Source organism: Mesorhizobium amorphae, from assembly GCF_014843845.1.
Taxonomy (GTDB): Bacteria; Pseudomonadota; Alphaproteobacteria; order Rhizobiales; family Rhizobiaceae; genus Mesorhizobium; species Mesorhizobium amorphae_A.
Genome location: NZ_JHQS01000024.1, coordinates 59,153 through 83,722 on the forward strand (window position 1 = coordinate 59,153; position 24,570 = coordinate 83,722).

Annotated in this window: 23 protein-coding genes; 12 read left to right on the forward strand and 11 right to left on the reverse strand. The window is 63.7% G+C overall.

The window, feature by feature from the left end; translation table 11 throughout:
- Positions 1-51: 51 nt before the first annotated feature.
- From DH08_RS13230 to DH08_RS13240, 3 genes are read right to left on the reverse strand one after another with little or no spacing between them, the layout of a single operon-like run.
- Complete coding sequence (locus DH08_RS13230) at positions 52-966, reverse strand: nitrilase-related carbon-nitrogen hydrolase (RefSeq protein WP_192179720.1); 915 nt, start codon at positions 964-966, stop codon at positions 52-54.
- A complete protein-coding gene (gene hydA / locus DH08_RS13235) occupies positions 951-2,381 on the reverse strand; it encodes a dihydropyrimidinase (RefSeq protein WP_192179721.1) in 1,431 nt (476 codons plus the stop codon). Before hydA ends, DH08_RS13230 begins: the two co-directional genes overlap by 16 nt.
- A gap of 32 nt (positions 2,382-2,413) precedes the next feature.
- Entirely contained in the window at positions 2,414-2,764 is a 351-nt protein-coding gene (locus tag DH08_RS13240; protein ID WP_192179722.1) for a RidA family protein, read from the reverse strand.
- Between the two features lie 383 nt (positions 2,765-3,147).
- Between DH08_RS13240 and DH08_RS13245 the strand changes: the two genes are divergently transcribed.
- From DH08_RS13245 to DH08_RS13275, 7 genes are all read left to right on the forward strand, one after another.
- Complete coding sequence (locus DH08_RS13245) at positions 3,148-4,371, forward strand: MFS transporter (RefSeq protein WP_246800816.1); 1,224 nt, start codon at positions 3,148-3,150, stop codon at positions 4,369-4,371.
- Positions 4,371-5,138, forward strand: a complete 768-nt coding sequence (locus tag DH08_RS13250) for an SDR family NAD(P)-dependent oxidoreductase (protein WP_192179724.1) — start codon at positions 4,371-4,373, stop codon at positions 5,136-5,138. The genes DH08_RS13245 and DH08_RS13250 overlap by 1 nt, the downstream gene beginning before the upstream one ends.
- A gap of 36 nt (positions 5,139-5,174) precedes the next feature.
- Positions 5,175-6,191, forward strand: a complete 1,017-nt coding sequence (locus DH08_RS13255; RefSeq protein WP_192179725.1) for an NAD-dependent epimerase/dehydratase family protein — start codon at positions 5,175-5,177, stop codon at positions 6,189-6,191.
- A gap of 12 nt (positions 6,192-6,203) precedes the next feature.
- Entirely contained in the window at positions 6,204-7,127 is a 924-nt protein-coding gene (locus tag DH08_RS13260) for an allantoinase PuuE (RefSeq protein ID WP_192179726.1), read from the forward strand.
- Positions 7,102-8,466: a dihydroorotase gene (locus tag DH08_RS13265; RefSeq protein ID WP_246800817.1), complete on the forward strand. Its 1,365-nt coding sequence runs from the start codon at positions 7,102-7,104 to the stop codon at positions 8,464-8,466. The genes DH08_RS13260 and DH08_RS13265 overlap by 26 nt, the downstream gene beginning before the upstream one ends.
- A gap of 9 nt (positions 8,467-8,475) precedes the next feature.
- Positions 8,476-9,249 (forward strand): SDR family NAD(P)-dependent oxidoreductase, encoded by a 774-nt coding sequence (locus tag DH08_RS13270; RefSeq protein WP_192179727.1) that lies wholly within the window; start codon positions 8,476-8,478, stop codon positions 9,247-9,249.
- Between the two features lie 98 nt (positions 9,250-9,347).
- Positions 9,348-10,355, forward strand: a complete 1,008-nt coding sequence (locus DH08_RS13275) for a phosphoglycerate dehydrogenase (RefSeq protein ID WP_192179728.1) — start codon at positions 9,348-9,350, stop codon at positions 10,353-10,355.
- Positions 10,356-10,374: 19 nt separating this feature from the next.
- Here the strand turns inward: DH08_RS13275 and DH08_RS13280 are convergent, their stop codons facing one another.
- The gene (locus tag DH08_RS13280) at positions 10,375-11,841 is read right to left on the reverse strand and encodes an MFS transporter (RefSeq protein ID WP_246800818.1); all 1,467 of its coding nucleotides are present in this window, start codon (positions 11,839-11,841) and stop codon (positions 10,375-10,377) included.
- Positions 11,842-11,934: 93 nt separating this feature from the next.
- Here DH08_RS13280 and DH08_RS13285 point away from each other — a divergent pair, with 93 nt between their 5' ends.
- Positions 11,935-12,441: a MarR family winged helix-turn-helix transcriptional regulator gene (locus tag DH08_RS13285; protein WP_192179729.1), complete on the forward strand. Its 507-nt coding sequence runs from the start codon at positions 11,935-11,937 to the stop codon at positions 12,439-12,441.
- Positions 12,442-12,597: 156 nt separating this feature from the next.
- Here DH08_RS13285 and DH08_RS13290 read toward each other — a convergent pair whose 3' ends face one another.
- The 7 genes from DH08_RS13290 to DH08_RS13320 form a co-directional block, all read right to left on the reverse strand.
- On the reverse strand, positions 12,598-13,659 hold the full coding sequence (locus DH08_RS13290; protein ID WP_006204276.1) for an ABC transporter ATP-binding protein: 1,062 nt from the start codon (positions 13,657-13,659) through the stop codon (positions 12,598-12,600).
- Between the two features lie 12 nt (positions 13,660-13,671).
- Complete coding sequence (locus tag DH08_RS13295; RefSeq protein ID WP_192179730.1) at positions 13,672-14,715, reverse strand: NAD(P)-dependent alcohol dehydrogenase; 1,044 nt, start codon at positions 14,713-14,715, stop codon at positions 13,672-13,674.
- Between the two features lie 28 nt (positions 14,716-14,743).
- Positions 14,744-14,983: a DUF2160 family membrane protein gene (locus tag DH08_RS13300; protein WP_192179731.1), complete on the reverse strand. Its 240-nt coding sequence runs from the start codon at positions 14,981-14,983 to the stop codon at positions 14,744-14,746.
- Between the two features lie 4 nt (positions 14,984-14,987).
- On the reverse strand, positions 14,988-15,824 hold the full coding sequence (locus DH08_RS13305) for a carbohydrate ABC transporter permease (RefSeq protein ID WP_192179732.1): 837 nt from the start codon (positions 15,822-15,824) through the stop codon (positions 14,988-14,990).
- On the reverse strand, positions 15,824-16,705 hold the full coding sequence (locus DH08_RS13310) for a carbohydrate ABC transporter permease (protein WP_192179733.1): 882 nt from the start codon (positions 16,703-16,705) through the stop codon (positions 15,824-15,826). The genes DH08_RS13305 and DH08_RS13310 overlap by 1 nt, the downstream gene beginning before the upstream one ends.
- 103 nt (positions 16,706-16,808) lie before the next feature.
- Positions 16,809-18,224, reverse strand: a complete 1,416-nt coding sequence (locus DH08_RS13315; protein WP_246800827.1) for an extracellular solute-binding protein — start codon at positions 18,222-18,224, stop codon at positions 16,809-16,811.
- Between the two features lie 529 nt (positions 18,225-18,753).
- Positions 18,754-19,635 (reverse strand): helix-turn-helix domain-containing protein, encoded by an 882-nt coding sequence (locus tag DH08_RS13320; protein ID WP_246800819.1) that lies wholly within the window; start codon positions 19,633-19,635, stop codon positions 18,754-18,756.
- A gap of 653 nt (positions 19,636-20,288) precedes the next feature.
- Between DH08_RS13320 and DH08_RS13325 the strand changes: the two genes are divergently transcribed.
- The 4 genes from DH08_RS13325 to DH08_RS13340 all read left to right on the forward strand — a co-directional run bounded on the left by DH08_RS13325 (position 20,289) and on the right by DH08_RS13340 (position 24,556).
- A complete protein-coding gene (locus DH08_RS13325) occupies positions 20,289-21,173 on the forward strand; it encodes a sugar phosphate isomerase/epimerase family protein (RefSeq protein WP_192179736.1) in 885 nt (294 codons plus the stop codon).
- Positions 21,174-21,324: 151 nt separating this feature from the next.
- Positions 21,325-22,560: an ROK family protein gene (locus tag DH08_RS13330; RefSeq protein WP_192179737.1), complete on the forward strand. Its 1,236-nt coding sequence runs from the start codon at positions 21,325-21,327 to the stop codon at positions 22,558-22,560.
- 219 nt (positions 22,561-22,779) lie between these two features.
- Positions 22,780-23,826 carry a tagatose kinase gene (locus DH08_RS13335; RefSeq protein ID WP_192179738.1) on the forward strand — a complete coding sequence of 349 codons (1,047 nt, stop codon included), beginning with the start codon at positions 22,780-22,782 and terminating at the stop codon, positions 23,824-23,826.
- Between the two features lies 1 nt (position 23,827).
- The gene (locus DH08_RS13340) at positions 23,828-24,556 is read left to right on the forward strand and encodes an SDR family oxidoreductase (protein ID WP_192179739.1); all 729 of its coding nucleotides are present in this window, start codon (positions 23,828-23,830) and stop codon (positions 24,554-24,556) included.
- The last annotated feature ends 14 nt before the right edge of the window (positions 24,557-24,570 follow it).

Below are 24,570 nucleotides of genomic sequence, written 5' to 3' on the forward strand. Positions count from 1 at the left end.
AAGGCGGCTCTATTCCTTGTGTTCGACTGGCTTGACTGGGTCCCACCTGAGTCAGACCTGTTCCGCGATCAAGCGATACTGATCCGGCCGACGATAAAGCGCGAAGTCGAAATTCACCTTCCGGCAAGTGGTGATCAGGTCGAGATCGGCGCGATGAACGATGACCTCGTCGTCGAGCGAAAGCGCCTGCGCAGCGATCTCGCCGGTGGGGGCGATGATGCAGGAGCCGCCGATCAGCGCCTGGCCATCCTCGAGCCCGGCCTTGGCGGCGGCCGCGACCCACAGCGTGTTCTGATAGGCGCCGGCCTGCATCGGCAGATGGTTGTGGAACATGCGCAGATGCGCCAGTGCCGGCGCCTCGTCGAGCAGCAGCGGCGTGTTGTAGCCGAGCAGCACGACCTCGGCGCCATTCAGACAGAGCATCCGGTAGGTTTCCGGCCAGCGGCGGTCGTTGCAGATCGCCATGCCGACGCGGACGCCGCGATAGTCGAAGACCGGAAAACCGAGATTGCCCGGCTCGAAATAGCGCCGCTCCAGATGCGTGGTCGTGCCCGCTTCCGGTTCGCTCGAGCCCGGTACATGCATCTTGCGATAGCGGCCGATGAAGCCGCCATCCGGTCCGACCAGATCCATGGTGTTGAAGCGTCGCGTGCGACCGTCTTCGCGCACGAGTTCTGAGTAGCCGAGTGCGAAGCCGATCTTGAGCCCGACGGCGGCTTCGTAGAGACGCTGCGTTTCCGGTCCGGGCATCGCGCTTTCGAAGAAGGACTCGATCTCGACGGTGTCGTCGATGCGCCAGCGCGGAAAGAAGGTGGTCAGCGCCATTTCGGGGAAGACCGCGATCTCCGCGCCGGCGGCAGCGGCGTTCTCCAGCAGATGGACGAGGCGGCCGACCGTCTCGCCGCGCGAGGCGCTGCGCTGGATGGGCCCGGTCTGGCAGACCGCTATCGTCAGGCATCTAGCCATGGCGTCGTCTCCTCGACAGGTTTTCCAGAAAGGGCCGGGTCGGCGGCTGTCCTCGCCACGAAGCGGCCGAAGCCCGGCTGCGCCCGAAGCACACCGTCGGCGACAACCGGCACGCCGCGCACCAGCACGGTGGTCGGTTTGCCGGTCACGCTTTTGCCCTCGTAGGGCGTGAAGTCGACGCGCGAATGCAGGGCTTTGTGGCCGAGCGTCCAGCGCGCCGCTGGATCCCACAGCGCCAGGTCCGCGTCGAGCCCGACCGCGATTCTGCCCTTGGCGTGCGCGAGGCCGTAGATCGACGCCGCATTGCGCGAGGTGAGGTCGAGATAGCGGCCGAGCTTCAGGCGGCCGGTCAAAAGCCCTTCCGAAAACAGCAGCGGCAGGCGGGTCTCGATGCCGGGAATACCGCTCAGCGTGGTGGTGAAGCCGGGCGTTTCGGCCCTGCCGATCTTGTCGGCGAAGAAATAGGGCGAGTGGTCGGAGGACCAGAGGTCGATGCCGCCATCGATCAAGTCCCGCCACAGATGCTCCTGGCTGCGCGGCGAGCGCGGCGGTGGGGAGAAGACGAAACGCGCCGCGTCGATGGCCGGGCGGTCGAGATCGACTGAGCCGACAAACAGATATTGCGGACAGGTTTCGGCGACCACATCGACGCCGCGCGTCCGCGCCCGTGCGATCTCCTCGGCCGACTGCCAGGAGGAGACATGGACGACGGTCATGCGCGCGCCGGTCATTTCCGCGAAGGCCAGTGCGCGATGCGTCGCTTCGCGCTCCATGGTCTCGCTGTGGGCGACGACATGGTAGCGGATATCGGTGCGGCCGAGATCGATCAGGCGCTGGCGCGTACGCCGGATGGCGGCATCGTTCTCGGCGTGGACCATGACGATCCAGCCGAGGCCGCGCGCGGCGTCGAGGACCCTGAAGAAGAGGTCGTCGTCGACGGCAAAACCCTGATAGGTCATGAACAGCTTGACCGAGGCGATGCCGCGACCGGCGAGCTGCGCAAGCTGTTCCTCGACATCGGCGCCGGTCCCCATGGTCACCACGGCGTGCAGTCCGTAGTCGATCACAGCCCGACCCGCTGCGCGATCGAGAGCCCGGCCCACTGCCCCAATCGTGGTCATGTCCGGACCCGGCATGCCGAACGGGACAATGCAGGTCGTGCCGCCGAACGCCGCCGAGATGGTGCCGGACTCGAAGTCGTCGGCGTTGCCCGCGCCGCCCCAGACCGGCTGGTCGAGATGGCAATGGGCATCGATGCCGCCGGGCATGACCCAGCGCCCCCCGGCGTCGAGCAACGACTTGCCGGACAGGCCATTGCCGATAGCGGCGATGCGGCCCTCGTCGATGCCGATGTCGCATTCGGCAAAATCGTCGTCGAGGGCAACGCGTCCGCCTTTGATCACCAGCTCATGCATTGGTTTTGCCGCCCCCTTCGCGGACAGGCCCCTCAGCCGACGGCGGCCGTGACCATGATCTCGACACGATACTGGTCGCCGGCGAGGCGCGCCTCCACGGTCGCGCGCACCGGCATGGCGCTCCTGTCGATCCAGGCGTCCCATGCCGCATTCATCATCTCGAAATCGGCAATGTCGCGCAGCCATATCTGGGCGCTGAGAAGCTTCGACTTGTCGCTGCCGGCCTTGGCCAGAAGGGCATCGATCTTGGCGAGGATTTGCCTGGTCTGCGCGGTGGTGTCGCCGGACAGGTCGTCCGCCGTCAGGCCGGCGACATAGACGGTGCCGTTGTAGCGCAGCACCCGGCAGAAGCGTTGGCCGTTTTCAAGACGTTCGATGGTCATGCGGTTCCTCCCTTGGCGGCTTCGATCTCAGCAGATTGACTATGGTACGGAGCGGACAAAACGACTGTAAAGCCTGGGAAGCGGGATGATGCGGCTTTCGGCGACAAGGATGGCCAAAAAAATTATGGTCATAGCCGTGTCAATCTTCGTTTGTGGCGTGCTTGGCGGGGTATAGCTTCTGCAACCAGCCGCGGATCAGCGGCACCGCCAAGGGGGAACCGCCGTAATGCATGACAATGCCGCGCCGATTGTCTGGGCCGCGCCGATTGTCTGGCCTGCGCCGATTGTCGTGCCCGGGCCGATTGTCGGGCCCGTCTCCCGTCGCCGGCGCGCATCGTAGCCGGCCGACAGCGGCATTCATGGGATCGGTCGCTCAATCCGCGATGCACTTGTGGCGGAACGCCGAGCGCTCCCGCGCCATGCTGCCGATCATGGCCAGCGTCTGTCTTGCCTGCATCGGCAGCGCCATGCTGACGACCGCGGTATCGTTCTACCTCGGCAAGCCCGGCATCGCCCCCGACATCGTGCAGATCGTGCTCACCGCCTATCCGGTCGGTTTTCTGATCGGATGCCTGATCACGCGCCCGCTGGTGGCCCGCTACGGCCATGAGCGGACATTCCTGCTGATCCTGACGACCGCGCTGCTGTCGGCCGCGGGCTTCGTCTTCACCGACTTCGTGCCGAGCTGGTTCTGCTTCCGGCTGCTCGGCGGCATGTCGATGGCCTCGATGTTCGTGATCTGCGAGAGCTGGATCAACCTCTATGCCGAGCAGCACAATCGCGGCGCGATGTTCTCGATCTACATGCTGACGACGGCGATCGCGGTGCTGCTCGGCCAGGTCCTGGTCGCGCTCGTCGGTCCGCAGTCGCCGCATCTGTTTTCGGTCGCGGCGGCAACGGTGCTGTTGGCGTTCGTGCCCAAATTCGCCGGGCTGCGCTGGCCGGCGCTGCCTTCGGTGCCGGCTGAACAGGCGCAAGCGACCGGAGCCGACAGAAGGCTCGGGCCGCTGGCGCTGTTCAGGCTGGCGCCGGTGACGGTCGTCGCCATTTTCCAGGGCGGCATCACCAACATGAACGTCTTCGTGCTGACGCCGATCTATGGGACGCAGATCGGATTGTCGGCGTCGGCGACGGTCTGGCTGGTCACCACGATAAGCATTGCCGGCATGGTCGCGCAGACCCCGGTCGGCTGGCTGTCGGACCGCCTTGACCGACGCCTGATACTTCTGGTGCAGGGGCTGGTATCGGTGACGGCCTGCGCCATGATCGCCTGGGTCGGCACCCTTTCGGTGCCGCTGCTGTTCGTGCTGTTCTTCGTCTATGGCGCCACGGCGCTGACGATCTATCCGGTGGCCATGGCGTTCGGTGCCTCGCAGCTTCATAGCCGGCACATGGTCGCCGCGTCCGGCACGCTGCTTCTGCTCTATTCGATCGGCAATGTCGCGACGCCGGGCGTCGCCGCGGGATTGATGGCGCATCTCGGACCGCCGGCGATGTTCCTGCTGCTCGGCGGCGGCGCGGTGCTGGTCACGCTTGCGGCCTGCTACAATCTTCTGCGCCGGCCGGTCGCGACGCCGATCGCGCAAGCTGTCGAGGACCAGGTCTGATGACGAACAATCCCGCGACGAACCGCCTGAAAGACAAGGTCGTCCTGATCGCCGGCGCGGCGAGCGGTATTGGCGCGGCCATCGCCCAACGCTGCGTTGCCGAAGGCGCAAGCGTGGTCTGTGCCGACTATGATGCCGTGGCAGCACAGGCGCTTGCCGACAGGCTTGGCGCTGCGGCGGTCGCCTGCCGCTGCGATGTGACCGACGCCCTCTCCGCCAGCAGCGCCGTCGACATCGCCAAGGAGCGCTTCGGCCGGCTGGACGGGCTGGTGCACAATGCGGCCGCGCCGTCGACGACCGCCACCGTCGTCGATCTCGATGAGAGCGCCTGGCGACGCGAGCTCGACGTCAGCCTGACCGGCGCGTTCCTGATGAGCAAATTCGCGGTGCCGTTGATCGCCGCAGGCGGCGGCGGCTCGGTGGTGTTCATCGGCTCGCAGTTCGGACGCGTCGCCACCACCAGGGCCGTCGCCTACTGCGCCGCCAAGGCCGGGCTGATCCATCTCGCCAAGGCGATGGCGGTCGACCATGCGCCCGACAAGGTCCGCGTCAACAGCCTGTCGCCCGGCGCGGTGGCGACGACGCGCCTGCTGCGCAGATTTCCGGATTTCGACGCGGCCAATGCAGGTCTCGGCCCCGCGCATCTGCTTGGCCGCATCGCGGAGCCGGATGAGATCGCCGCAGCAGCTGCCTTCCTGCTGTCGTCGGACGCATCCTTCGTCACCGGTTCCGACATGCTCGTGGACGGCGGCTATGCGACGCGCTGATCCCGATATCCCTCGCTCTCCTTCAAAGGAGTTCCCATGACGCTGCTCGTTACCGGCGGCACCGGCTTTGTCATGAGCGTGGTGGCGCGCGAATGGCTGGACCGCGATCCGCAAGCCCGCGCCGTCATCCTCGACCGTTCCGGCCTCGACGCGATCGCGGAGACATTCTTCGCCCCGGTGCGCGACCGCCTGACCGTGCTGACGGCGGACATGTTGGACCCCTCCGCCTGGGCGGCCGTGCTCGATGCACACAACATCACCGCAATTGTCCACGGCGCGACGGTGACGCCGAATTCGCGCCCGAGCGACCCGCAGATGCAGCCGGAGGCTCACGATCCGGCATTGATTGTCGACGTCAATCTGATGGGCACGGTGCGCATGCTGGAATGGGCGCGCGGCCGGCCCGGCATCAAACGCTTCGTCTATGTCAGCTCCGGTTCGGTCTATCGCCACAACGGGCCGGACTGGAACGGCGAGCCGCTGCCCGAGGACGGCTACGTGGCGCCGTTGACGCTCTACGGCATCTCGAAATTCGCGGCCGAGATGGTCACCAACCGCTACGCCGATCTGTTCGGCCTTTCGGCCATTTCGGTCAGGCTGTCATCGGTCTACGGCCCGATGGACCGCGTCACCGGCAGCCGCAACGTCCGCCATCTGCCGAACCGCGTCGCGCATATGGCGCTCAACGGCGAAACGATCCGGCCGAACAGTCTTGAGCCGCTCGGCGACTATGTGCTGTCAAGCGACGTCGCCAAGGCGATCATGGCGCTGCTCAATGCCGAAAGCCTGCGCTACCGGCACTACAACATCGGCAGCGGCACCACGACGACGGTCGGCGACTTCATCGGCTGGGCGGCCGAGCGTGTTCCCGGCCTGAAGGCCGAAATCAGCCCGACCGAGGGAGCGAACATCGTCATGAACTCGGCGCTGAAGACGGGCATGTGGGGCGAATACGACCTAGCCCGCATCGAGCGGGACACGGACTGGCGGCCGAGGCCGGCCAAGCAGGCGTTCCATGACTACATGGACTGGATCGCCGCCAACGAAGCCTGAGGAGGACAGCCGATGCCGACCGATCACCAGCAGCCGCGCGACTTCGTCGGTTACGGTCCGCGCCCGCCCTTCGTGACCTGGCCGGGCGGCGTCAAGCTCGCCATCAACCTGGTGCTCAATTACGAGGAAGGCTCGGAGTATTCCTGGGTCGAGGACGGCCGCAACGACAATTGGGGCGAGTACAATCTCGCCAGCAGCCCGCCGGTGCGCGACCTCGGCACCGAGACGCATTTCGAATATGGCAGCCGCGCCGGCGTGTGGCGGCTGGCGCGGCTGTTCGACCGCTATCAGATCCCGGTCACCATCTCTGCCTGCGCCGTCGCGCTGGAGCGCAACCCGGCGGTGGCCGAATGGATGAACGCGCGCGGGCACGACCTGCTCGGCCACGGGCTGCGCTGGATCGACTACACGACGATGGAGCGCGGCGAGGAAGAGCGCCAGCTGCACGAGGCGATCGCGCTCTATGAGAGACTGATGGGCAGGCGGCCCTTGGGCTGGAACTGCCGCTCGTTTCCGAGCGTCAACACGCGCGACCTGCTGGTGCGGGAAGGTGGCTTCCTCTACCACTCCGATCCCTGCAATGACGACCTGCCCTATTTCCTCGACCATCAGGGCACCGAGATCCTCGTCGTCCCCTATTCCAAGGCCCTCAACGACAGCCGCTATCTGGTGGCGCCGGGCTACAGCAACCCGCGCGACTTTGCCGAGGATTGCCGTTCCGCCATCGACTACATGCTCGACGAAGCCGACGAGACCGGCGGCCGCATGCTGACGATCGGCATCCACGCCCGCTGGATGGGCCAGCCCAACCGGGCGTCCGGGCTGCGCGAGGTGATCGAGCACGTGAAGAGCAAACCCGCGGCTGCCTTCATGCGGCGCGAGGACATCGCGCGCTTCTGGATCGAGAACCATGCCAGCTTCGAGCAGCGTGGCTGACGGCATGTTCGAGACGCTGATCCGCGGAGCCACCGTGGTCAACGCCGATGGGCCCGACCGGCGCGACGTCGGCATCACCGGCGGCAAGATCGCGGCGGTCATTGCATCTGGCGAAAGAGCGGAAGCGAAGTCGGTGCTGGACGCCTCGGGCAGCCTGCTGCTGCCAGGCCTGGTCGACGCCCATGCGCATCTGCGCGAACCCGGGCTCACGCATAAGGAGGATTTCTCCTCCGGCACGCACGCCGCAGCCCTCGGCGGCGTGACGACAGTGCTCGATATGCCCACAGACGAGCCATGGACGGCCAGCGCCAAAGAACTTGCCGACAAGATGGCGATGGCTGAAGGCCGTATCCATGTCGATGTCGGCTTGCAGGCGGTGGTCGGTCGCGACTTGTCGTTGATCCCCGGCCTGCTCGACCTCGCACCGGTGTCGTTCGAATTGTTCACCGCCGATGTGCCCGAAGGCTTCCTGTTTCCCACCTTCGATGCGGTCGCCGGTGCTCTGCGGAGTTTCGCTGGCGCCGACACGCTGATCGGCATTTCGCCGGGCGATCAATCCATGCTGACCAGCAGCATCGAACGCAATTTGGGGGGAACCATCGCGGCCTTCCTCGACAGCCGGCCGCCGCAGGCGGAAGCCGGCGGCATCAGGCGGGCAGTTCTTGCCGCCGCCAGGACGGGGACGCGCATTCATGTCCGGCAGATCAACTCGGAAATGGGCATAGAGGCGTGGAGCCGGCTGCGCGACAGGGCGGACGCCAGCGTCGAGACGACGCCGCAGAACCTGTTCTTCAGCGCCGACGACTACGAGACGCAAGGCGCCAGGCTGAAGGGCTCGCCGCCCCTGCGATCGCGGCACGACGTCGAAGCCTTGCGCGCGGCGCTCGGCGCCGGGCTGATCGACATCGTCGCCACCGATCACGCACCGCATGCGCCGGCCGAAAAGGCAGCCAGCTACGCGGCTTTTGCCGACATTCCGGGCGGCATGCCGGGACTGCAGACGCTGCTTCCGACCATGCTGAAACTCGTCGACGACGGGCTGATCACGCTGCCCGATGTGGTGCGCCTGTGCGCCCGCAATCCGGCGGAGCGCTTTGGGCTCGGCCGGCGCAAGGGGCGGATCGCCGCCGGCTACGACGCCGACATTTTGATCGTCGACCCACGGCAATCCAGCTCCATCTCGAATGCCGAGCAGGTTTCCCGCGCGGCTTACACGCCATTCGACGGCTGGACCGTCAACGCGCGGCTGACCACTGTCTTCCTGCGCGGCCACGAGATCGTCCGAGACCAGCGGCTGGTCGGCCCGGCGCAGGGAAAGATCGTCACTCGGGAAGACTGAGGAAGACCCATGGCACTGCTTGAGAAAAAGATCGCCATCGTCAGCGGCGCCAGCTCCGGCATCGGCCGTGCAATCGCCTTGAGGTTCGCGGCGGAAGGCGCCTACGTCGTCATCGCCGACACGGTCGAATTGCCGATCGAGGGTGGCCAGAGCACCGCCGCCCTGATCGAATCGAGCGGCGGGACGGCGATGCATATCGCGACGGACATTTCCGACTGGAACGCCGTCGATGCGCTGGTCACAGCCACCGTCACCCGCTTCGGACGGCTCGACGTTATGGTCAACAACGCGGCGATCTACACCAGCACCAACCTCATCGAGACATCGCCGGAGCAATGGAGCCGCGTCATCGGCGTCAACCTGACGGGCTTTTTCTACTGCTGCAAACGCACGGTGATGCAGATGCTTACCCAGGCGCCGGTCAACGACGTGCGCGGCCGCATCATCAACATTTCCTCGCAGCACGGCATGGTCGCCTGCCCCGGCGATTTTCCCTATTCGGTGAGCAAGGGCGGCATCGTGCAGATGACGCGGCAGATCGCCGTCGACCACGCCGACGATTTGATCGTCTGCAACGCGATCGCGCCCGGCAAGATCATCACCGACAAACCGGGTGTCGCCAACGACCCCGGCGCGCTCGACTATTCGCGGCAGCGCACGCCCTGGCCGCGGCTCGGCAGTCCGAACGATGTGGCGGGCGCCGCCCTGTTCCTCGCCAGCGACATGGCAAGCTACGTCACCGGCATCAATTTGATGGTTGACGGCGGCTGGATGGCTGGCTGACGGAAGACCTAAACCAGGCTTGATCTTTCCTGTCGCTTCATGGCAGGCGACTGAGATCCTTGCGCTAGCGCGCCTCCTCGGCACTTTCGGAGCATCCCATGACCATCCCTCGCGTCGTCGTCACCCAACGCTTCTTCGATGACGAGACGACCGCCTATCTGCGGGCGAACGGTTGCCAGGTCGACATTGCCGAATCCTCGAAGGTCGACGGCGATGGGAACCTCTCGCACGACCAGTTGGTGAGTATCCTGAGAGACGCCGATGCATGGATCGTCGGCCATGCGCAGGTGACGCGGGAACTGCTCGAGGCGCTGCCGGAGCTCAAGATCGTGGCGCGGCGCGGCGTCGGCTACGAGCGCGTCGATGTCGAGGCTGCCCGTACGCTCGGCCGCGTGGTGACGATCGCCGCCGGCGGCAACGATGCCTCGGTGGCCGACCATGCGCTCGGCCTCATGCTGGCCGTCGGCCGGCGGCTGCGCGAAACACAGATGAACATGGTCGCCGGCAACTGGACGATACTGATCAGCTCGGACCTGTATCGGAAGACGGTCGGCCTGATCGGCCTCGGCCGCATCGGCCGCAACGTGGTCCAGCGGCTCAAGGGTTTTGAAGCGCGCATCCTCGTGTCCGCGCCGAGCGCGGACAAAGCCTATGCCGAAGCCAACGGCATCACCTATGTCGATGTCGAGACGCTGCTTCGCGACAGCGACTATGTCAGCCTTCATGCTCCGCTCTCGGCGACGACACGCAACCTGATCAACAAGGACACGCTGGCGCTGATGAAACCGACGGCAGTGCTGATCAATACGGCAAGAGGCGGCCTGGTCGAGGATCGGGATCTCCTCGAAGCGCTGAAGGGCGGCACGATCGCAGGCGCCGGCCTCGATGTGTTTTTGAGCGAGACCGACCCCGGCTACAGATCCGTGTCCGACGAACTGGTCGCGCTGCCCAACGTCGTGGCCTCGCCGCACTCGGCGGCCTCCTCGGTCGAAGGGCTGGCGCGCACCAACATGGTTGCGGCGCAATGCGTGATCGCAGTGCTGAACGGCAGGGACCCCCCGAGCGGCTGCGTCGTGGCCGACGGCCGTGGGCGAGCGTCTCGCTGATCGCCCGGGCGCCGAGGAATCACATTTCCACGGGGTGGGCGCTGACCTGGTGCCTGGTGAAGCGCGGCAGCAGCCCTGAGCACAGCACCAGCACGACGATGATCGCGAACTGGCTTGCGATGACGATGCCAAAGGCCTTCGAAATGCTCGCCGGCTCCAGTGCCAGATAGAGCGTGCCAAGGGTTGCGACCCCGAGCGCAAGGCCGGACTGCTGCAGCGTGATCAGAACGCCGCTGCCGACGCCCGCCAGGTGCGCGGGAACATCGGCGAGCACGGCGCGGAACAATCCTGAAAACAGCATCGACTGTCCGGCGCCGATCAGCATCAGCGGCACAGCCAGTTCGATCAGGCTCACATTCGGCCAGCCCAAGACCATGATGGCGACCAGCAGGGCCAGGCCAAGCGCCTGCACGATGCCGCCCGCTGCCAGAGCGCCGCGCCCGAAGCGGTTGATCATGCGCGGGCTGACCATGGAGCCGATGAAGAACATGATCGCCATCGGCAGGATGGCGAGGCCGCTTTCGAATGCGTTGGCGCCGAGCCCGTTCTGGACGGTGAGCGCAAAGACGAACATGAAGGCGCCAAAGCCGACGCTGAACAGCGTGATCATGGCGAGACCGCGCGACATCGAGGGCAGCTTGAGCAATGACGGCGGCAGCAACGGCACCTCGCCGCGTGCCTCGGCAGCCCGTTCGACAATGACGGTCAGGATGGCCAGCACCACGGCTGCAGCCAACATTATCCAGGTCCAGGCAGGCCAGCCGAGCGAATGGCCTTCGGTCAGCGGCACCAAAAGTGCGGTCAGGGTCGCAGCGAAAAGCACCGTGCCGGGCAGGTCGATGCCGGCCGGGTGCGGCGAGCGGTTGGCCGGCACGACAAGCCGCGAGGCGAAGAACACGATGATGCCGAGCGGGATGTTGATCAGGAAGATCGGCCGCCAGGAGGTGCCGAACAGGTCGGCGCTGACCAGCAATCCGCCGGCGAGCTGGCCGACGACCGCCGCAATGCCGGAGGTCGCGCCATAGAGCGCGATGGCTCGGGTCTTGCGCTCGCCTTCCAGGGTCGCCTGGAAAGTCGCCAGCACCTGGGGCACCAGCATGGCCGCCGTTGCGCCCTGCACCAGGCGGGCCGCGATGAGGACTTCGATGGTGGGTGCCAGGCCGCAGGCCAGCGAGGCCAGGATGAAACCGCAAAGCCCGACCAGAAACAGGCTATGGCGGCCGAAACGATCGCCAAGCCTGCCGCCCAGCACCAGCATGGCGGCATAGGCCACGCCGTAGACGGACACCACCAGCTCAAGTGCGGCCGGGGTTGCCTTCAGCGAGGCGGCGATCGTCGGCAGCGCCACGTTGACGATGAAAAAGTCGGCGATCGGCAGGAAGGCGCCGGCGAGCAGCACGTAGACGCCGAACCCGTGCAGGCCTCCGGCGCGCGCCATGGAACGGGGAGAATGCCAGGCGGGGTTTGGGGAATAGGCGGGAGTCATTCGTGTCTCCAGATGTGTATGTCGACATAGTTATGTATACATAATGATTATGCACATATACATACCAGACAGGAGGCTGTAAACTCCCGCGGTATGAAAACCGACGGTGATTCATCCGCACGCAAAACCCCGCCCACGGCTATTCGGTGGGCGGATCTGGCCGACCTGATCCTCATCATTGCCCGCGAGATCCAGTTCCGTGGCTACCGGGATGAGCGGGTGTTCCTGCTCTCGCAGTCGGAGGGCATGGTTATGCGCCATCTGGTGGCGCACGCCTCGGCCACGCCCAGCCAGATCGCGGCCGCGACGGGGCTGCAGCGCACCAATGCCTCCACGGTGCTGCGCGATCTGGAAGGCAAGGGACTGATCGAGCGCCATGTCGATCCGGAAGACCGCCGGGGCGTCAGCGTCCACCGCACACGGCGCGGGGCCGACAACTACGCCCTGGTGCGCAAGGAATGGGGCGACGCCGTCTCTGCCGCCGCCGGCGGCGACGCGAGCAGGCTCGACGATGCGATCGCACTTCTCAGGTCCATCGAGGCCGGCCTCATCGCGACGCGGCCGAAAGGCAGCGACGATCGGGCGCGCCGAGGCAGTTGAACCCGGGCGCCCGTATCATTCCGGAGAAACAAGTCCGCAGTGCCTGCCACCGTGGATCAGGCGGTGGTTTTCGGCCTCATACCAGCATGCCTATCGGGTTTTCGATCATGCGCTTGACGGCGCCGAGCAGTTCCGCATCGCACCGACGGCAACAAGTCACAAGCGTGCGCCGCTTTGCCTGTCGAAGATGTGGACCCGGCGCGGATCGATCTTCAGCCTTACCTCTTCGCCGGGACGGACGGTGAGCCGGTCCTTGACGATGGCGTCGATGGCGTCCTCGCCAAACCTGGCGAAGATCTGCGTCTCGGAGCCGGTCGGCTCCAGCACCGAAACCGTTGCCGGCAAACCGTCGGGTGCGATGTCGATATGCTCGGGACGGATGCCGTAGATGACCGGCTGGCCGCTCTGTGCCCTGCCCTCCTCGACCGGCAGCACGGAACCGGTGTCCGAGACAAAGACCTGTCTGCCGTTCTTCGCTTCGATCTTGCCCTTGATGAAATTCATCGCCGGCGAGCCGATGAAACCGGCGACGAAGACATTGCCCGGATTGTCGTAGAGATCGAGCGGTGCGCCGACCTGTTCCACCTTGCCGTCCCGCATCACCACGATCTTGTCGGCCATGGTCATCGCCTCGATCTGGTCATGAGTGACATAGACGATCGTCGTGCCGAGGCGCTGATGCAGTTCTTTGATCTCGACACGCATGGCAACGCGCAGCTTGGCGTCGAGATTGGACAGCGGCTCATCGAACAGGAAGACCTGCGGGTCGCGCACGATGGCGCGTCCCATGGCCACGCGCTGGCGCTGCCCGCCGGACAGCTGTTTTGGAAACCGGTCGAGCAGTTTGCCGAGATCGAGAATCTCGGCCGCCTTCTTCACCTTGGCGTCGATCTCGGCCTTCGGCCTGCCCTTGATCTTGAGCGAGAAGCCCATGTTGTCGGCGACGTTCTTGTGCGGATAGAGCGCATAGTTCTGGAACACCATCGCTATGTCGCGGTCTTTCGGCAGCACATCGTTGACCACCCGGCCGCCAATGCTGATCTCGCCGCCCGATATCGCTTCGAGACCGGCGATCATGCGCAACAGGGTGGATTTGCCACAGCCCGACGGGCCGACGAGGATGACGAACTCGCCATCGGCGATGTCGACATTCACACCATGGATGACCTGCGCGCTGCCATAACGCTTGACGATATTCCTGACGGTGACTTCAGCCAACTCGCATCCCCTCTATTGCGGCAAGGCAATCTGCATCTTCACTTCGCCTTTTGGGGCGGATGCGGCGATCTCAAACGCGCGAACGCTGTCTTCGAAGTCGAATGTGCGCGTGATCAGCGGCTTCACGTCAATCGCGCCGGAAGACAGCATGGCAACACAGCGCGGGAAGACGTGGGCATAGCGGAACACATGCTCGACGCGCGCCTCGCGCACCATCGCCTTGCCGACGTCGTAGTTGATGCCATGCATCTGCACGCCGACGAACACCACCCGGCCAGCCGGACAGAGCGGATCGAAGACGCCTTCCGCGGCGCGCGGGCTGCCGGAGCATTCGAACACAATCTCCACGCCCCAGCCGTCGGTTGCGGCCAGAATCTCCCAGGCCAGATCCTGGCGCGCGACATTGATCGGCGTGATGGCGCCGAGCTTCGCTGCGAGCTCGAGCTTGGTGTCGTCGACGTCCGACACGAAGACCCGCGCGCAGCCCGCCGCCAGCGCCGACAGGGCCGTGACCAGGCCGATCGGCCCGGCGCCCATCACCAGTGCGATATCGCCCGGCTTGACCTGCGCCTTGGTGGCGGCGTGGACGCCGACGGCCAGCGGCTCCACCATGGCCGCCTCGGCGAAGGAAACATTGTCGGGGAGCTTGAAGGTGAAGTTCTCCGGATGCACGACGCTTGGCCGCAGGACGCCGTGGATCGGCGGCGTCGCCCAGAAGCGAACCGCCGGATCGACATTGTACAGGCCCATGCGCGTCGCGCGGCTGTTCGGGTCGGGAATGCCCGGCTCCATGCACACCCGGTCGCCGACCTTCAGCGACGCCACCTCGGCGCCGGTCTCCACGACAATACCTGACGCCTCATGGCCGAGGATCATCGGCGCCTTCACCTGGAAAGGGCCGGCGCCGCCATGGGTATAATAGTGGACATCGGAGCCGCAGATGCCGACGGTGTGCAGTTTGATGCGCACGTCGCGAACACCGAGCACCTCCTCGCGCTCGATCGGGAAATCGCGCAGCGTCAGTTTCAGCTTTTCTTCCAGCACCAGCGACTTCATGAGCCTGCGTCCTCCTCTTGTCTCCGCCCTACCCGCGCCAGACGATCAGCACACCCAGTACGATCGCCAGGACATGGCAGACCGACAATGGGATCGACTGTTCGAGGAAGCGCATCCAGAACAGTTCGAGCGCAACGAACAGATAGATGCCGACAAAAACCCGGTCGAACCAGTTGGTGACGATCGGCAGGAAACCAGTGCGTTGCGGGCTCGCCACGATGGTACTGGCCTCGTCGTCCACCTCATCGAGATCGACCATGTGCTCCATGGAACTACTCCTTGACCGCGCCGAAGGTCAGACCGGCCACGATGTGCCGCTGGACAACCGAGAAGATCAGCAGGGCCGGGACAAGCGTGATGATCGCGATGGACGCCATCGTGCCCCATTCGGTTCCGGTCGTCGTGACATACTCCGACAGGCCGGTGGTGATGGTGCGCGCGTTGAAGCTGGTCAGCGTAGCGGCGAGCAGGAACTCGTTCCAGGCGAAAACCCAGGTCAGTATCAGGGTGACGGCGAGGCCGGGCCGCGCGAGCGGAAAGATGACTTCGCGGATCACCTGCCAGGTCGTGGCACCGTCGACGGTCGCAGCCTCGTCCAGTTCCCTTGGAATTGCGTCGATCGTCGGCCTGAGCGTCCAGATGGCGAAAGGCAGGTTGAAGGTGCAGTAGAGCAGGATCATGCCAGTGCGCGTATCGTAGAGCTTCCACTCACCAATGGTGAAGACCTGCGTGAAGAGCAGGAAGAAGGGCAGCAGGAACACCGCGGCCGGCGCCATGCGGTTGGTGATCGTCCAGAAGAAGATGTTCTCCTTGCCGGCCAGATCGAAGCGCGACAGCGCGTAGCAGGCCATGAAGGCAAGAACGGTCACCAGCACCGCGTTGCCGGTCGAGATGACGATGGAGTTGAACATGTAGCGGCGCAACGTGTCGTCGCCGAGAACCTTGACGTAATTCTTCCAGTAGACGGTTTCGAGCAGCACGCTTGGCGTGGTGAACAGCTCGACCGCCGGCTTCACGGAAATCACGAACAGCCAGTAGATCGGGAACAGCGTCAGCAGGCTGAGCAAGGTCCACAGCAGAATGGAGAAAACCGGGCGGTTGGCGCGCATCAGGAAGGCCTCTTCTGGTCGCGCCGGGCGACGAGGGCGACATAAAGCAGCCAGCACATCACCAGAGTCAGGTACAGGACGATGATCGACGTGGCCGAGCCGTAGCCGTAGTCGGTCTTGGGAAACACGATCTTCCAGATATGCAGGCCGAGATAGCGCGTCGCGGCGCCGGGGCCGCCACCGGTCAGCATCCACACTTCGTCGACGGTGCGCAGCGCGTCCATGAGGCGAATGAAGACCGTCGCCAGGATTGCCGGGCGGATCATCGGCAAGGTGACATGCCAGAAGATCTGCCACCTGTTGGCCCCGTCGATCTGCGCCTGTTCGAACGGCTCCTTGGGGAGCGAGACCAGTGCGGCAAGCAACGTCAGCGTCACCAGCGGCGTCCAGTGCCAGATATCCATGATGACGGTCAGCGCAAAGGCCATGGTCGCGTCACGACCGATATTGAGGTCGTAACCGAACCAGGATTTCAAGAGGTACGGGATGATGCCGATGCTGGGCGTCGTCATCAGGCGCCAAACCGAGCCGACGACGATCGGCGCCACGATCAGCGGCAGGGTGTGGATCGTGCGGAACAATCCCCGTCCGGGAAACTCACGCATGAACAGCTGGGCCAGAAGGTAGCCAAGGATGACTTCGCTCACGACGGCGAAGAAGGCGAACTTCAGCGTGAACGCGATCGAGGTCAGGAACTCGTTGTCGAAGACGAGGCGGCGAAAATTGTCGGCGCCATTGTAGATCATATGGGGATTTGCGCCGAACGGGTTCCATTGATGGAAGGCCACATAGAGCACGTACAGAAATGGGACGATGCCGAAGATGCCCAGGATCGCAATCGTCGGGGCGAGCATCAGCCATCCCACTCTGTTTGATCGCATGAAACCACTCCCCAGGCCGGCGCATTGTCCGCCACATTCTTGCGGCGGCGAAAATGTATTCGGGCCGCCGCTTCACGGCAGCCCGAATTTTAGGTTCGCGAAGCTACTTGCGGTAGCCGAGGTTCTTCAGTTCCGCCTCGGCGGCAGCAGCCATCTGGTCGAGCCCATCGTCGGATGAGACCTCGCCCAACAGGATCTTGTAGAAGATCGGCGCCGTGGCTTCACGCACCTGCGCATGGAACGGATAGGGCGGTGCGCCGGCAAACAGCTTTCCGTCGTTCTTGAGCATGGTGTAGTAGCCGTTGAGCTTCTTATCCATCTCGATGACTTTCGGATCGTCGTAGGTTGCCGTGTTGGTAATGCGGGGTGCAGCCACCGCCCAATCGCCCTGGACCGAGTCCTGGCCGATATACTGCAGGAACAGCAGCGCGGCTTCCTTGTTCTTCGAGGTTACCGGAAGACCGAAAGCGCCACCGTCATAGTAGCCGATATAACCCTTGCCGGCTTCCGCATCCTCCATGACGCCGGGTGCCAGCGGCGGCAGGGCGACGCCGACATTGCCCACGACCTTCGACTTTTCCGCGTCGGCAGCGATCCATGCCGCGTTCTCGCCGTAGACCAGGCCCTGTGCCGCGCGGCCCGCCGCGAAGGTGGTGCCGACTTCGGTCCATGTGCTGGCCGGGGATTCCGGCGGGGCGATGTCGCGCAGATGCAGCCAGTATTTGAGTGCAGCCTTGGCCTTGTCGCTGTTCATCGTGCCGCCATTGGCGACCGATGCCGAGTAGTTTTTCGACGCGTCGATGCCCCAGTTGTAGACACCGAAAGTGGGCGCGATGGACTCGAAGAACTCATACCAGGAAGCAGGGTGGCCGGTATGGGCCTGTGCCGTGGTGCCCCACAGTTCCAGATTGTGGTCCTTGCCCCATTTGGTGAAGAACTCCGCGATCTGCGTGTATTCCTCATGAGTCTTGGCCGGCACCAGGTCCTTGCCGGTTTCCTTCTTGAAGGCTTCCTTGATCGCCGGATCGTTGAACAGATCGGTCCGGTACAGATAGAGCTTGATGAAGGCTTCCATCGGAATGCCGAAAAGATCGCCGTCGGCATTCTTGAAATAGTTGGCAAATGTCGTGAAGTGCGTTTCGTCGTACTCCGGGGCTTTCAGCGACGGGTCGTCCTTCAGGGATTTCGTGATGTCGACCAGGAAGTCGCGGGCGAGGTAGGCGTAGATGATGTCCTGCTCGATATAGACCATGTCATAGATGCCGGTCTTGGCTTCCATGTCCTTGATCGCCTTGTCGTACATCTGGTCCCAGGAGGTGGTCTCGATTTCCACCTTGATGCCGGTCGCCTTCTCGAAAGCGGGGGCAAGCACGTCCTTGATGTAGTTCGAAGGCGGCGTGCTTTCGGTCACGCCGTGCAGCGTCACGCCCTTGTATTTCGCACCGGCGTCCGACCAGAAATCGGCGCTGGCGGGCATCACGCTGGTCATCAGGCCGACTGCCATTGCGGCAAGGCCCATTCTGAGTTCATGTTTCATTTTTCACTCCTCCAACAAAACATTGACTGTCAGTCATCCATTCTGCGATCGCCGCGTTCCACCCCCTCAGGAACGGCACCTCCTGGCCACCCGGACATGGCTGAAACCCGTTTCAGGCCGATGCGCACCGGTCCGTCCTGCCGGAAAAGTGGCACCCGGAAAGAGAACTCCCCGGGTGCCGGCCCTGGGAGGCAAACCCAAGTCCAGACGCTCGAATGCAGTGGCTCCGCCGCGCATCCGACCTGCCGATCGTGGCGCCATTCGCCACCACATGCCGGCAATGCCGCTATGACGCAGCACTTGGCGCGACGTGACGCCTTCAAGACAACGAAACGGCGGCTGTGGTTCCCGCAAAGACACCCTCCCCGACCGGTGCCTGAGATGAAAGCTCAGCGACACGGATCCTCCTGCGTTCGAGAATTTGTTCTGCCTGCGGCCTCGCTCCCCCGAGGCATTCCGATGAACTTAGTGCGGGGACATCTCCCCGTGCCACGCGTGGTTTGCAGGCGATCTATACTTTTTCGCCGACTGCCCGCGCGCCGCCTGACCAGGCGCGGATCTCCCTGAACGGATCGGCGCGTGCCTCGGTCCCGATCTTGTGGGCATTGCGCCGGTAGTCCGACGGCGTGCGCCCGCAGATCTTGAAGAACTGCCTGTTGAAATTGGCGACGTTGTTGAACCCGACTTCGAAGCAGATGTCGGTGATCGGCCGATAAGTCTGCGTCAGCAGCGAGCAGGCTGCATATATGCGTGCAAGGATGACGTAACGGGCAAAGGTGTGACCCGTCTGCCGCTTGAAGAAACGTGAAAATGCTTGCGGTTCCAGCCCACAGAGCCTTGCAACGAACGGCAGGTCGATATCGTCGCTATAGTGGTCCAGAACATAGCGCATTGCCACGTCGAGTTCCGGCGGCAATTCCGCCTGCGTGGAGGTAGGCGCAAGCCGCGAGAGCCTGCGGCGATCGCCGGGATCGCGGGCCAGCGTGATCATCAATTGCAGAAAGAGCACCACACGCTCGGCACCTTGGGCAGCGCCGATCTGTGCGAGCAGTCGCTGCCCAGCGAGGGCCGTGGCCCCGCGAAACTCCACTCCGTAGACGGCGTCGTCGTAGAGCGGCCGGATGGTTCCGAGCTCAGGACAGAAGCCGGTGACCCGATCGGCCCATTCGCGGCTGAACTGGATCAGCATGTCGCGATTGCGAATTGTCTTCCCGGGTTCAATATCGCTGACCCAATTGTGCGGGACGTTCGGCCCGGTCAGGACCAGGCAGCCTGGTGCGAATTCCCCGATATGATCTCCCACCATCATGACGCCCGAGGTCGTTCGCGTCAGGTGCAGTTCGTATTCCGGATGATAATGCCACTTGGCTTTGAAGAACGGATAGCCATGCATGTTCCAGCGGAACGATTCCGCCGGCGGACATATGACCATTTCGAAGTCCGGAACGATCTTCAGAGCGGGCTTCATTGAGTGGCTCCTTCCCGGTAACGCAACGACCGCTTGATCCGCGGTCTCCCTAGAGCGGTTCAGCTTTTCAAAATCGCTGCCCCGATCTAAGTATTTGTTTTTACACAATTCCTGACGGAAAACCGCTGCGCACTTTTCCTGGAATTGCTCTAGCCCTTCGGCAAGGGCTCCTCCCTCGGCGGCAGGCCGACGCCTCCTTCGCCTACTTGCCGGGGGCTTATCGAAAACCGTCGTTGACCGGACGGTGACCAATCCTCACAGGCCTTGCAGGCCGTTCAGTGCGCACAGGTCGCCGAACAAATACAGTGAACGATGCCATCCGGCGAAAACATGACACAAGGTACCGCGCACTCAAGGCGCCGGCTCGAGATCCTCCTCCAATGCGTCTGGTGTTTTTGCCAGACTTATATGTTGCTTAATGAGACAAATTAGAGCTTTCCATTGAGCTGTCAATCATTTTCGCACGAAAAACGGAAACGGCCGGGACCGTTACGCGCTTCGTATGACTCTTGACATGAACCTGGTTTGGATATTTTGTTGTGCTATGCAACATAGATTGCGTCGTGGAGGAGTTTCACATGCGCAGATTGGGCATTCATTCATTCGTTTGGACCGGCGGCGGCACTCAGGCCATGCTCGAGGAGGCGATGGAAAATTCTGCCGCCTGTGGCTATCAGCTGATCGAGTTCGCGTATCTGCGACCCGAAAAATTCGACCTCGACCGCCTCGCCAGCAAGGCTGAGGCGCTGGGCCTCGAAATCGCCGTCACGATGGGCCTTCCGCCAGGCGCCGACGTGTCGAGCGAGGATGCTGCCGTCGTCAAGGCAGGCGAGGACTTGCTTGCGGGCGCGGTCGCGGCCGTTCGAGATATCGGCGGCACCAAGCTTGGCGGCATTCTCTATTCCGCCCACACGAAATATTCGACCATGCCAAGCGATCGCGGCCGCAAGAACAGCATTGCAGCCATTGCGCGGACGGCCGAAGCGGCAAAGACGGCCGGCGTCGATCTGGTGCTGGAGGTCGTCAACAGGTTCGAGACGAACCTCCTGAACACGGCGGCTCAAGGCCTCGACTTCATCAAGGCGACCGGCTCCGATCACGTCAGGCTCCATCTCGACACGTTTCACATGAACATCGAGGAAGCGAACCCGGCGGCGGCCATTCGTCTGGCCGGCGACAAGATCGGCTATTTCCACATCGGCGAAAGCAATCGCGGCTATCTCGGCGACGGGGTGATCGATTTCGATCGCATCTTCGATGCCTTGCTCGATATCGGCTACGAGCGCGACATTACCTTCGAATCGTTCTCCAGCGCCGTGGTCGACGAAGGACTTTCGCTGGCATGCGCGATCTGGCGCGATACCTGGACCGAGAACATGCCGCTGGCAAAGCACGCCAAGGCCTTCATCGACCTGAAAATGCAAGAGGCGGTTCGCCGGCGAACGACGAACGCCCGCCCATAGGCCGCACATGGGCAGCCTCCACGAGACGACGCCTGGTGGGTCGTGTTTTCGAAAAACCCTCCCAGTTGCCGCATGTTTGAGCGGCGTGTACCAAATGAGGGCCTGCGATCGCTAGCAGTTGGCGGATCGCAGGTAGCCTGGAGAGACCTACGTGAATGACCCGGCGTTGACCGCCAGTTCGCATCGCAGAATTCGACAAAGCAATGAAGTGGCGGCTCTGAGAGCCCTTCACCAGTTTGGACGACTGAGCCGAGCCGAACTCGCACGCAAATTGCGCCTTAACCGCTCTTCGTCGGGGCATATCATCGCCAGCCTGACGGCTGACGGCCTGGTGCGCGAAGCCATTGAGGATCCGCCGGAACAACCGGGTTATGCCCGGGTCGGCCGCCCCGGCATCATGCTCGAACTGGTGCCGGATGCCATATTCTTCCTCGGAGTGGAGATCGGCGTCGAACATATCAGCACGGTCGAGATCGATCTCGGAACCAACATCGTCTCGACGAATGTGGAACCGTTTGACGGACCGTCGATCAGCGTCGAGGCCGCGGTCGATCGCGCGGTAAGCTTGGCCCTCCAATCCATTCCGGCGTCGAAACTGGAGCGATGCGAAGGCTTTGGCGTCTCGACGCCGGCGCAGATGGACAAGCACGGACTGGTCCGGCTGGCGCCGCTTCTCGGCTGGCGAAACGTTCATCTCGCCGAGCTGGTGCGAGACGTCCTGCCGCTGCGCGTTCCGGTCCTTGCCGAGAACGATGCCAACGCATTCGCCATCGGCGCGACCTACGGGCGCAGCGAGGCGCATTCAGGCGTAACGCTGTTTCTCGTGATGGAGAGCGGCGTCGGCGGCGGCATCATCATCGACGGCAATCTTTTTCGCGGCGCCAACGGGCTGGCGGGCGAGATCGGGCACCTGATCATCAGCGACGCGCCGGGTCCGCGCCGCAATCTGGAACAGCTGATCGGCCTTGAAACCATCATGGGCGAATACCGCAAGACCTCCGCCGTCAGCCATCCGGCGTTCGGCAACTTCCTTGCCGATGTCCAGGATCGCCTGCCCAGCGCCGTCTCTATCGCCGAGCATTGGGCAAAGGCCTTGGCAACAGGGCTTGTGCAGGCCTGCCGGATCATCGACGCCGACCGGATCGTGCTGGGCGGTTCGGTCGCCGCGCTCTATCCGCTGATGGCCGCCAGGGTGGCCGCACATATCCACGCCATCCAGGAATCCAGTTTCCCGTTCCCATCAATCACAATGAACGATGACGGAACCGTCGGTTCCGCTTTCGGTGCAGCCTGCATGCTGCACCAGCGTTATCTGTCTCTGGAGAGCCAGCGTTTTGCCGACGATACGGCGGAATTCGAAGAGCCGGAGGCAGACGAAGGGCGATAGTGCGCGGTCGCCTTGTTGCCGCGACTAACGGCGCCAATCCGGTTAATATGTTGCATAAGCATACAAATGTCCATAGTGTGCCTTTCGGAGGAATAACAGCGCATTCCCGATCGTGACCATCTCAGGCCGCTGTTCGCTGCCAGGATCAGCGAGCGCGCCGCGAGACCTGCGGCAGGTGCGTCTCCGATCTCGAAAGTGCCCAACAGCCGAGCCCATGCGATGCAAGCGGATGCGATTTCAAGTCAGACCAAGCTCGCTGCGGACGCACTCGGGCCGACCGTCGTCATCGGCGAGATCCTGGTGGAGATCATGGCGAAAAGCCGTGGCGACGGTTTCCTCGAACCGATCGAGCTCATCGGTCCCTACCCCAGCGGCGCGCCGGCGATCTTCATCGATCAGTGCGCCAAGATCGGCGGCTCGGCGGCAATTGTCGCCTCGGTCGGCGACGATGATTTCGGCCGCATCAACATCGAACGGCTCCGGTCCGACGGAGCCGACATATCGGCCATCTCGGTTAGCCCCGACTATCCGACCGGAAGCGCGTTCGTTCGCTATCGCGACGACGGCTCGCGTGACTTCGTCTACAACATCGGAAAATCCGCGGCCGCACTAATCAGCCTGACGGCTGAGGCGAAGGCGCTGTTCGCGCGGGCCGGACACCTGCACGTCATGGGTACCGCTTTTGCCATCCCGGGTGTCTGGGAGATGATGGATCATGCCATCGGCGTCATCAAGCAGCGCGGCGGATCCGTTTCCCTCGACCCCAATCTGCGCAAGGAGTTGCTCGGGCACGGACAAACGCGGGAGCGCTTCGCCAAGCTCATCGATGTCGCCGACCTTCTCCTGCCTTCCGGAGACGAATTGTTCGTGGCGGCCGGTGTCGAAGGCGAAACCGCCGCGGTCACCGCGCTCTTTGCCCGTGGCGTGACGGAGATTGCTCTCAAGCGCGGCGAACACGGATCCAGATTTTTCGGCGCCGACGGCACGCGGATTGACTGTCCGGCGTTCAAGGTTGCCGAGGTGGACCCGACGGGCGCCGGTGACTGTTTCGGCGGCGCCTACGTCGCTTGCCGGCGTCTCGGCATGCCTGCGTTGAAGGCCCTCGAATACGCCAATGCCGCAGGCGCTCGCAACGTCACCATGCAGGGTCCGATGGAAGGTGCCGCGTCACGCAAACAGCTTGACGAGTTCATCGCCGTGACCCCGAAAAACAGCACAAGGTTGGACACGACCGTGCGCGGCCAAACACGTGAACTGGAGGATTGAGATGAGTCAGGATCTGTCGGGAAAAGTCATAGCAATCACCGGTGCGGCGTCCGGGATCGGTCTGGCCTGCGCCAAGGCCTGTCTTTCTTCGGGGGCACGCGTCGTTCTTGTCGATTATGCCGAGGATCGGTTGAAGAACCTGGCGTTGGAACTGGGCGCCAACGCGATCCCGCTGGTGGTCAATCTCACCGACCCAGAAAGCGTGGCGGGCATGATGCCGGCCATTCTGGACAAGGCCGGCCAGCTCGATGCCTTCCATGCCAATGCCGGCGCCTATATCGGCGGCGAGTTTACGGATGGCGATCCGGACGCCTTCGACCGGATGCTGAACCTGAACGTCAATGCTGTATTCCGAACGGTTCACGCGGTCCTGCCGCATATGATCGAACGCGGTACGGGAGACATCGTCGTCACCAGCTCCGTAGCCGGCCACACGGCCGTGCCGTGGGAGCCGATCTACACTGCTTCCAAGCACGCCGTTCAGGCGTTCGTCCACGCGCTGAGGCGGCAGGTCGCGAAACATGGCATCCGTGTCGGCGCGATCGCTCCCGGGCCGGTGCTGACGCCGCTCGTCGAAGACTGGCCGAAGGAGAACCTCGACCGGGCGATCGCCGCGGGGACACTCTTTGACCCGAAGGAAGTCGCCGAGGTCCTGGTTTTCATGCTGACGCGATCGCGCACGGTAACGATCCGGGACGTCGTCATCCTGCCGGCCAACTTCGATATCTGACAGTACGGCAAGTC

Coding starts and splice junctions, on each gene's coding strand:
- DH08_RS13270 (WP_192179727.1), top strand. CDS start 8,476: ATGGCACTGCTTGAGAAAAAGATCGCCATCGTCAGCGGCGCCAGCTCC.
- DH08_RS13340 (WP_192179739.1), top strand. CDS start 23,828: ATGAGTCAGGATCTGTCGGGAAAAGTCATAGCAATCACCGGTGCGGCG.
- DH08_RS13325 (WP_192179736.1), top strand. CDS start 20,289: ATGCGCAGATTGGGCATTCATTCATTCGTTTGGACCGGCGGCGGCACT.
- DH08_RS13260 (WP_192179726.1), top strand. CDS start 6,204: ATGCCGACCGATCACCAGCAGCCGCGCGACTTCGTCGGTTACGGTCCG.
- DH08_RS13335 (WP_192179738.1), top strand. CDS start 22,780: ATGCAAGCGGATGCGATTTCAAGTCAGACCAAGCTCGCTGCGGACGCA.
- DH08_RS13305 (WP_192179732.1), bottom strand. CDS start 15,824: ATGCGCGCCAACCGCCCGGTTTTCTCCATTCTGCTGTGGACCTTGCTC.
- DH08_RS13310 (WP_192179733.1), bottom strand. CDS start 16,705: ATGCGATCAAACAGAGTGGGATGGCTGATGCTCGCCCCGACGATTGCG.
- DH08_RS13320 (WP_246800819.1), bottom strand. CDS start 19,635: ATGCATGGCTATCCGTTCTTCAAAGCCAAGTGGCATTATCATCCGGAA.
- DH08_RS13255 (WP_192179725.1), top strand. CDS start 5,175: ATGACGCTGCTCGTTACCGGCGGCACCGGCTTTGTCATGAGCGTGGTG.
- DH08_RS13275 (WP_192179728.1), top strand. CDS start 9,348: ATGACCATCCCTCGCGTCGTCGTCACCCAACGCTTCTTCGATGACGAG.
- DH08_RS13265 (WP_246800817.1), top strand. CDS start 7,102: ATGCCAGCTTCGAGCAGCGTGGCTGACGGCATGTTCGAGACGCTGATC.
- DH08_RS13285 (WP_192179729.1), top strand. CDS start 11,935: ATGAAAACCGACGGTGATTCATCCGCACGCAAAACCCCGCCCACGGCT.
- DH08_RS13250 (WP_192179724.1), top strand. CDS start 4,371: ATGACGAACAATCCCGCGACGAACCGCCTGAAAGACAAGGTCGTCCTG.
- DH08_RS13300 (WP_192179731.1), bottom strand. CDS start 14,983: ATGGAGCACATGGTCGATCTCGATGAGGTGGACGACGAGGCCAGTACC.
- DH08_RS13280 (WP_246800818.1), bottom strand. CDS start 11,841: ATGACTCCCGCCTATTCCCCAAACCCCGCCTGGCATTCTCCCCGTTCC.
- hydA (WP_192179721.1), bottom strand. CDS start 2,381: ATGCATGAGCTGGTGATCAAAGGCGGACGCGTTGCCCTCGACGACGAT.
- DH08_RS13295 (WP_192179730.1), bottom strand. CDS start 14,715: ATGAAGTCGCTGGTGCTGGAAGAAAAGCTGAAACTGACGCTGCGCGAT.
- DH08_RS13315 (WP_246800827.1), bottom strand. CDS start 18,224: ATGGGCCTTGCCGCAATGGCAGTCGGCCTGATGACCAGCGTGATGCCC.
- DH08_RS13240 (WP_192179722.1), bottom strand. CDS start 2,764: ATGACCATCGAACGTCTTGAAAACGGCCAACGCTTCTGCCGGGTGCTG.
- DH08_RS13230 (WP_192179720.1), bottom strand. CDS start 966: ATGGCTAGATGCCTGACGATAGCGGTCTGCCAGACCGGGCCCATCCAG.
- DH08_RS13245 (WP_246800816.1), top strand. CDS start 3,148: ATGCACTTGTGGCGGAACGCCGAGCGCTCCCGCGCCATGCTGCCGATC.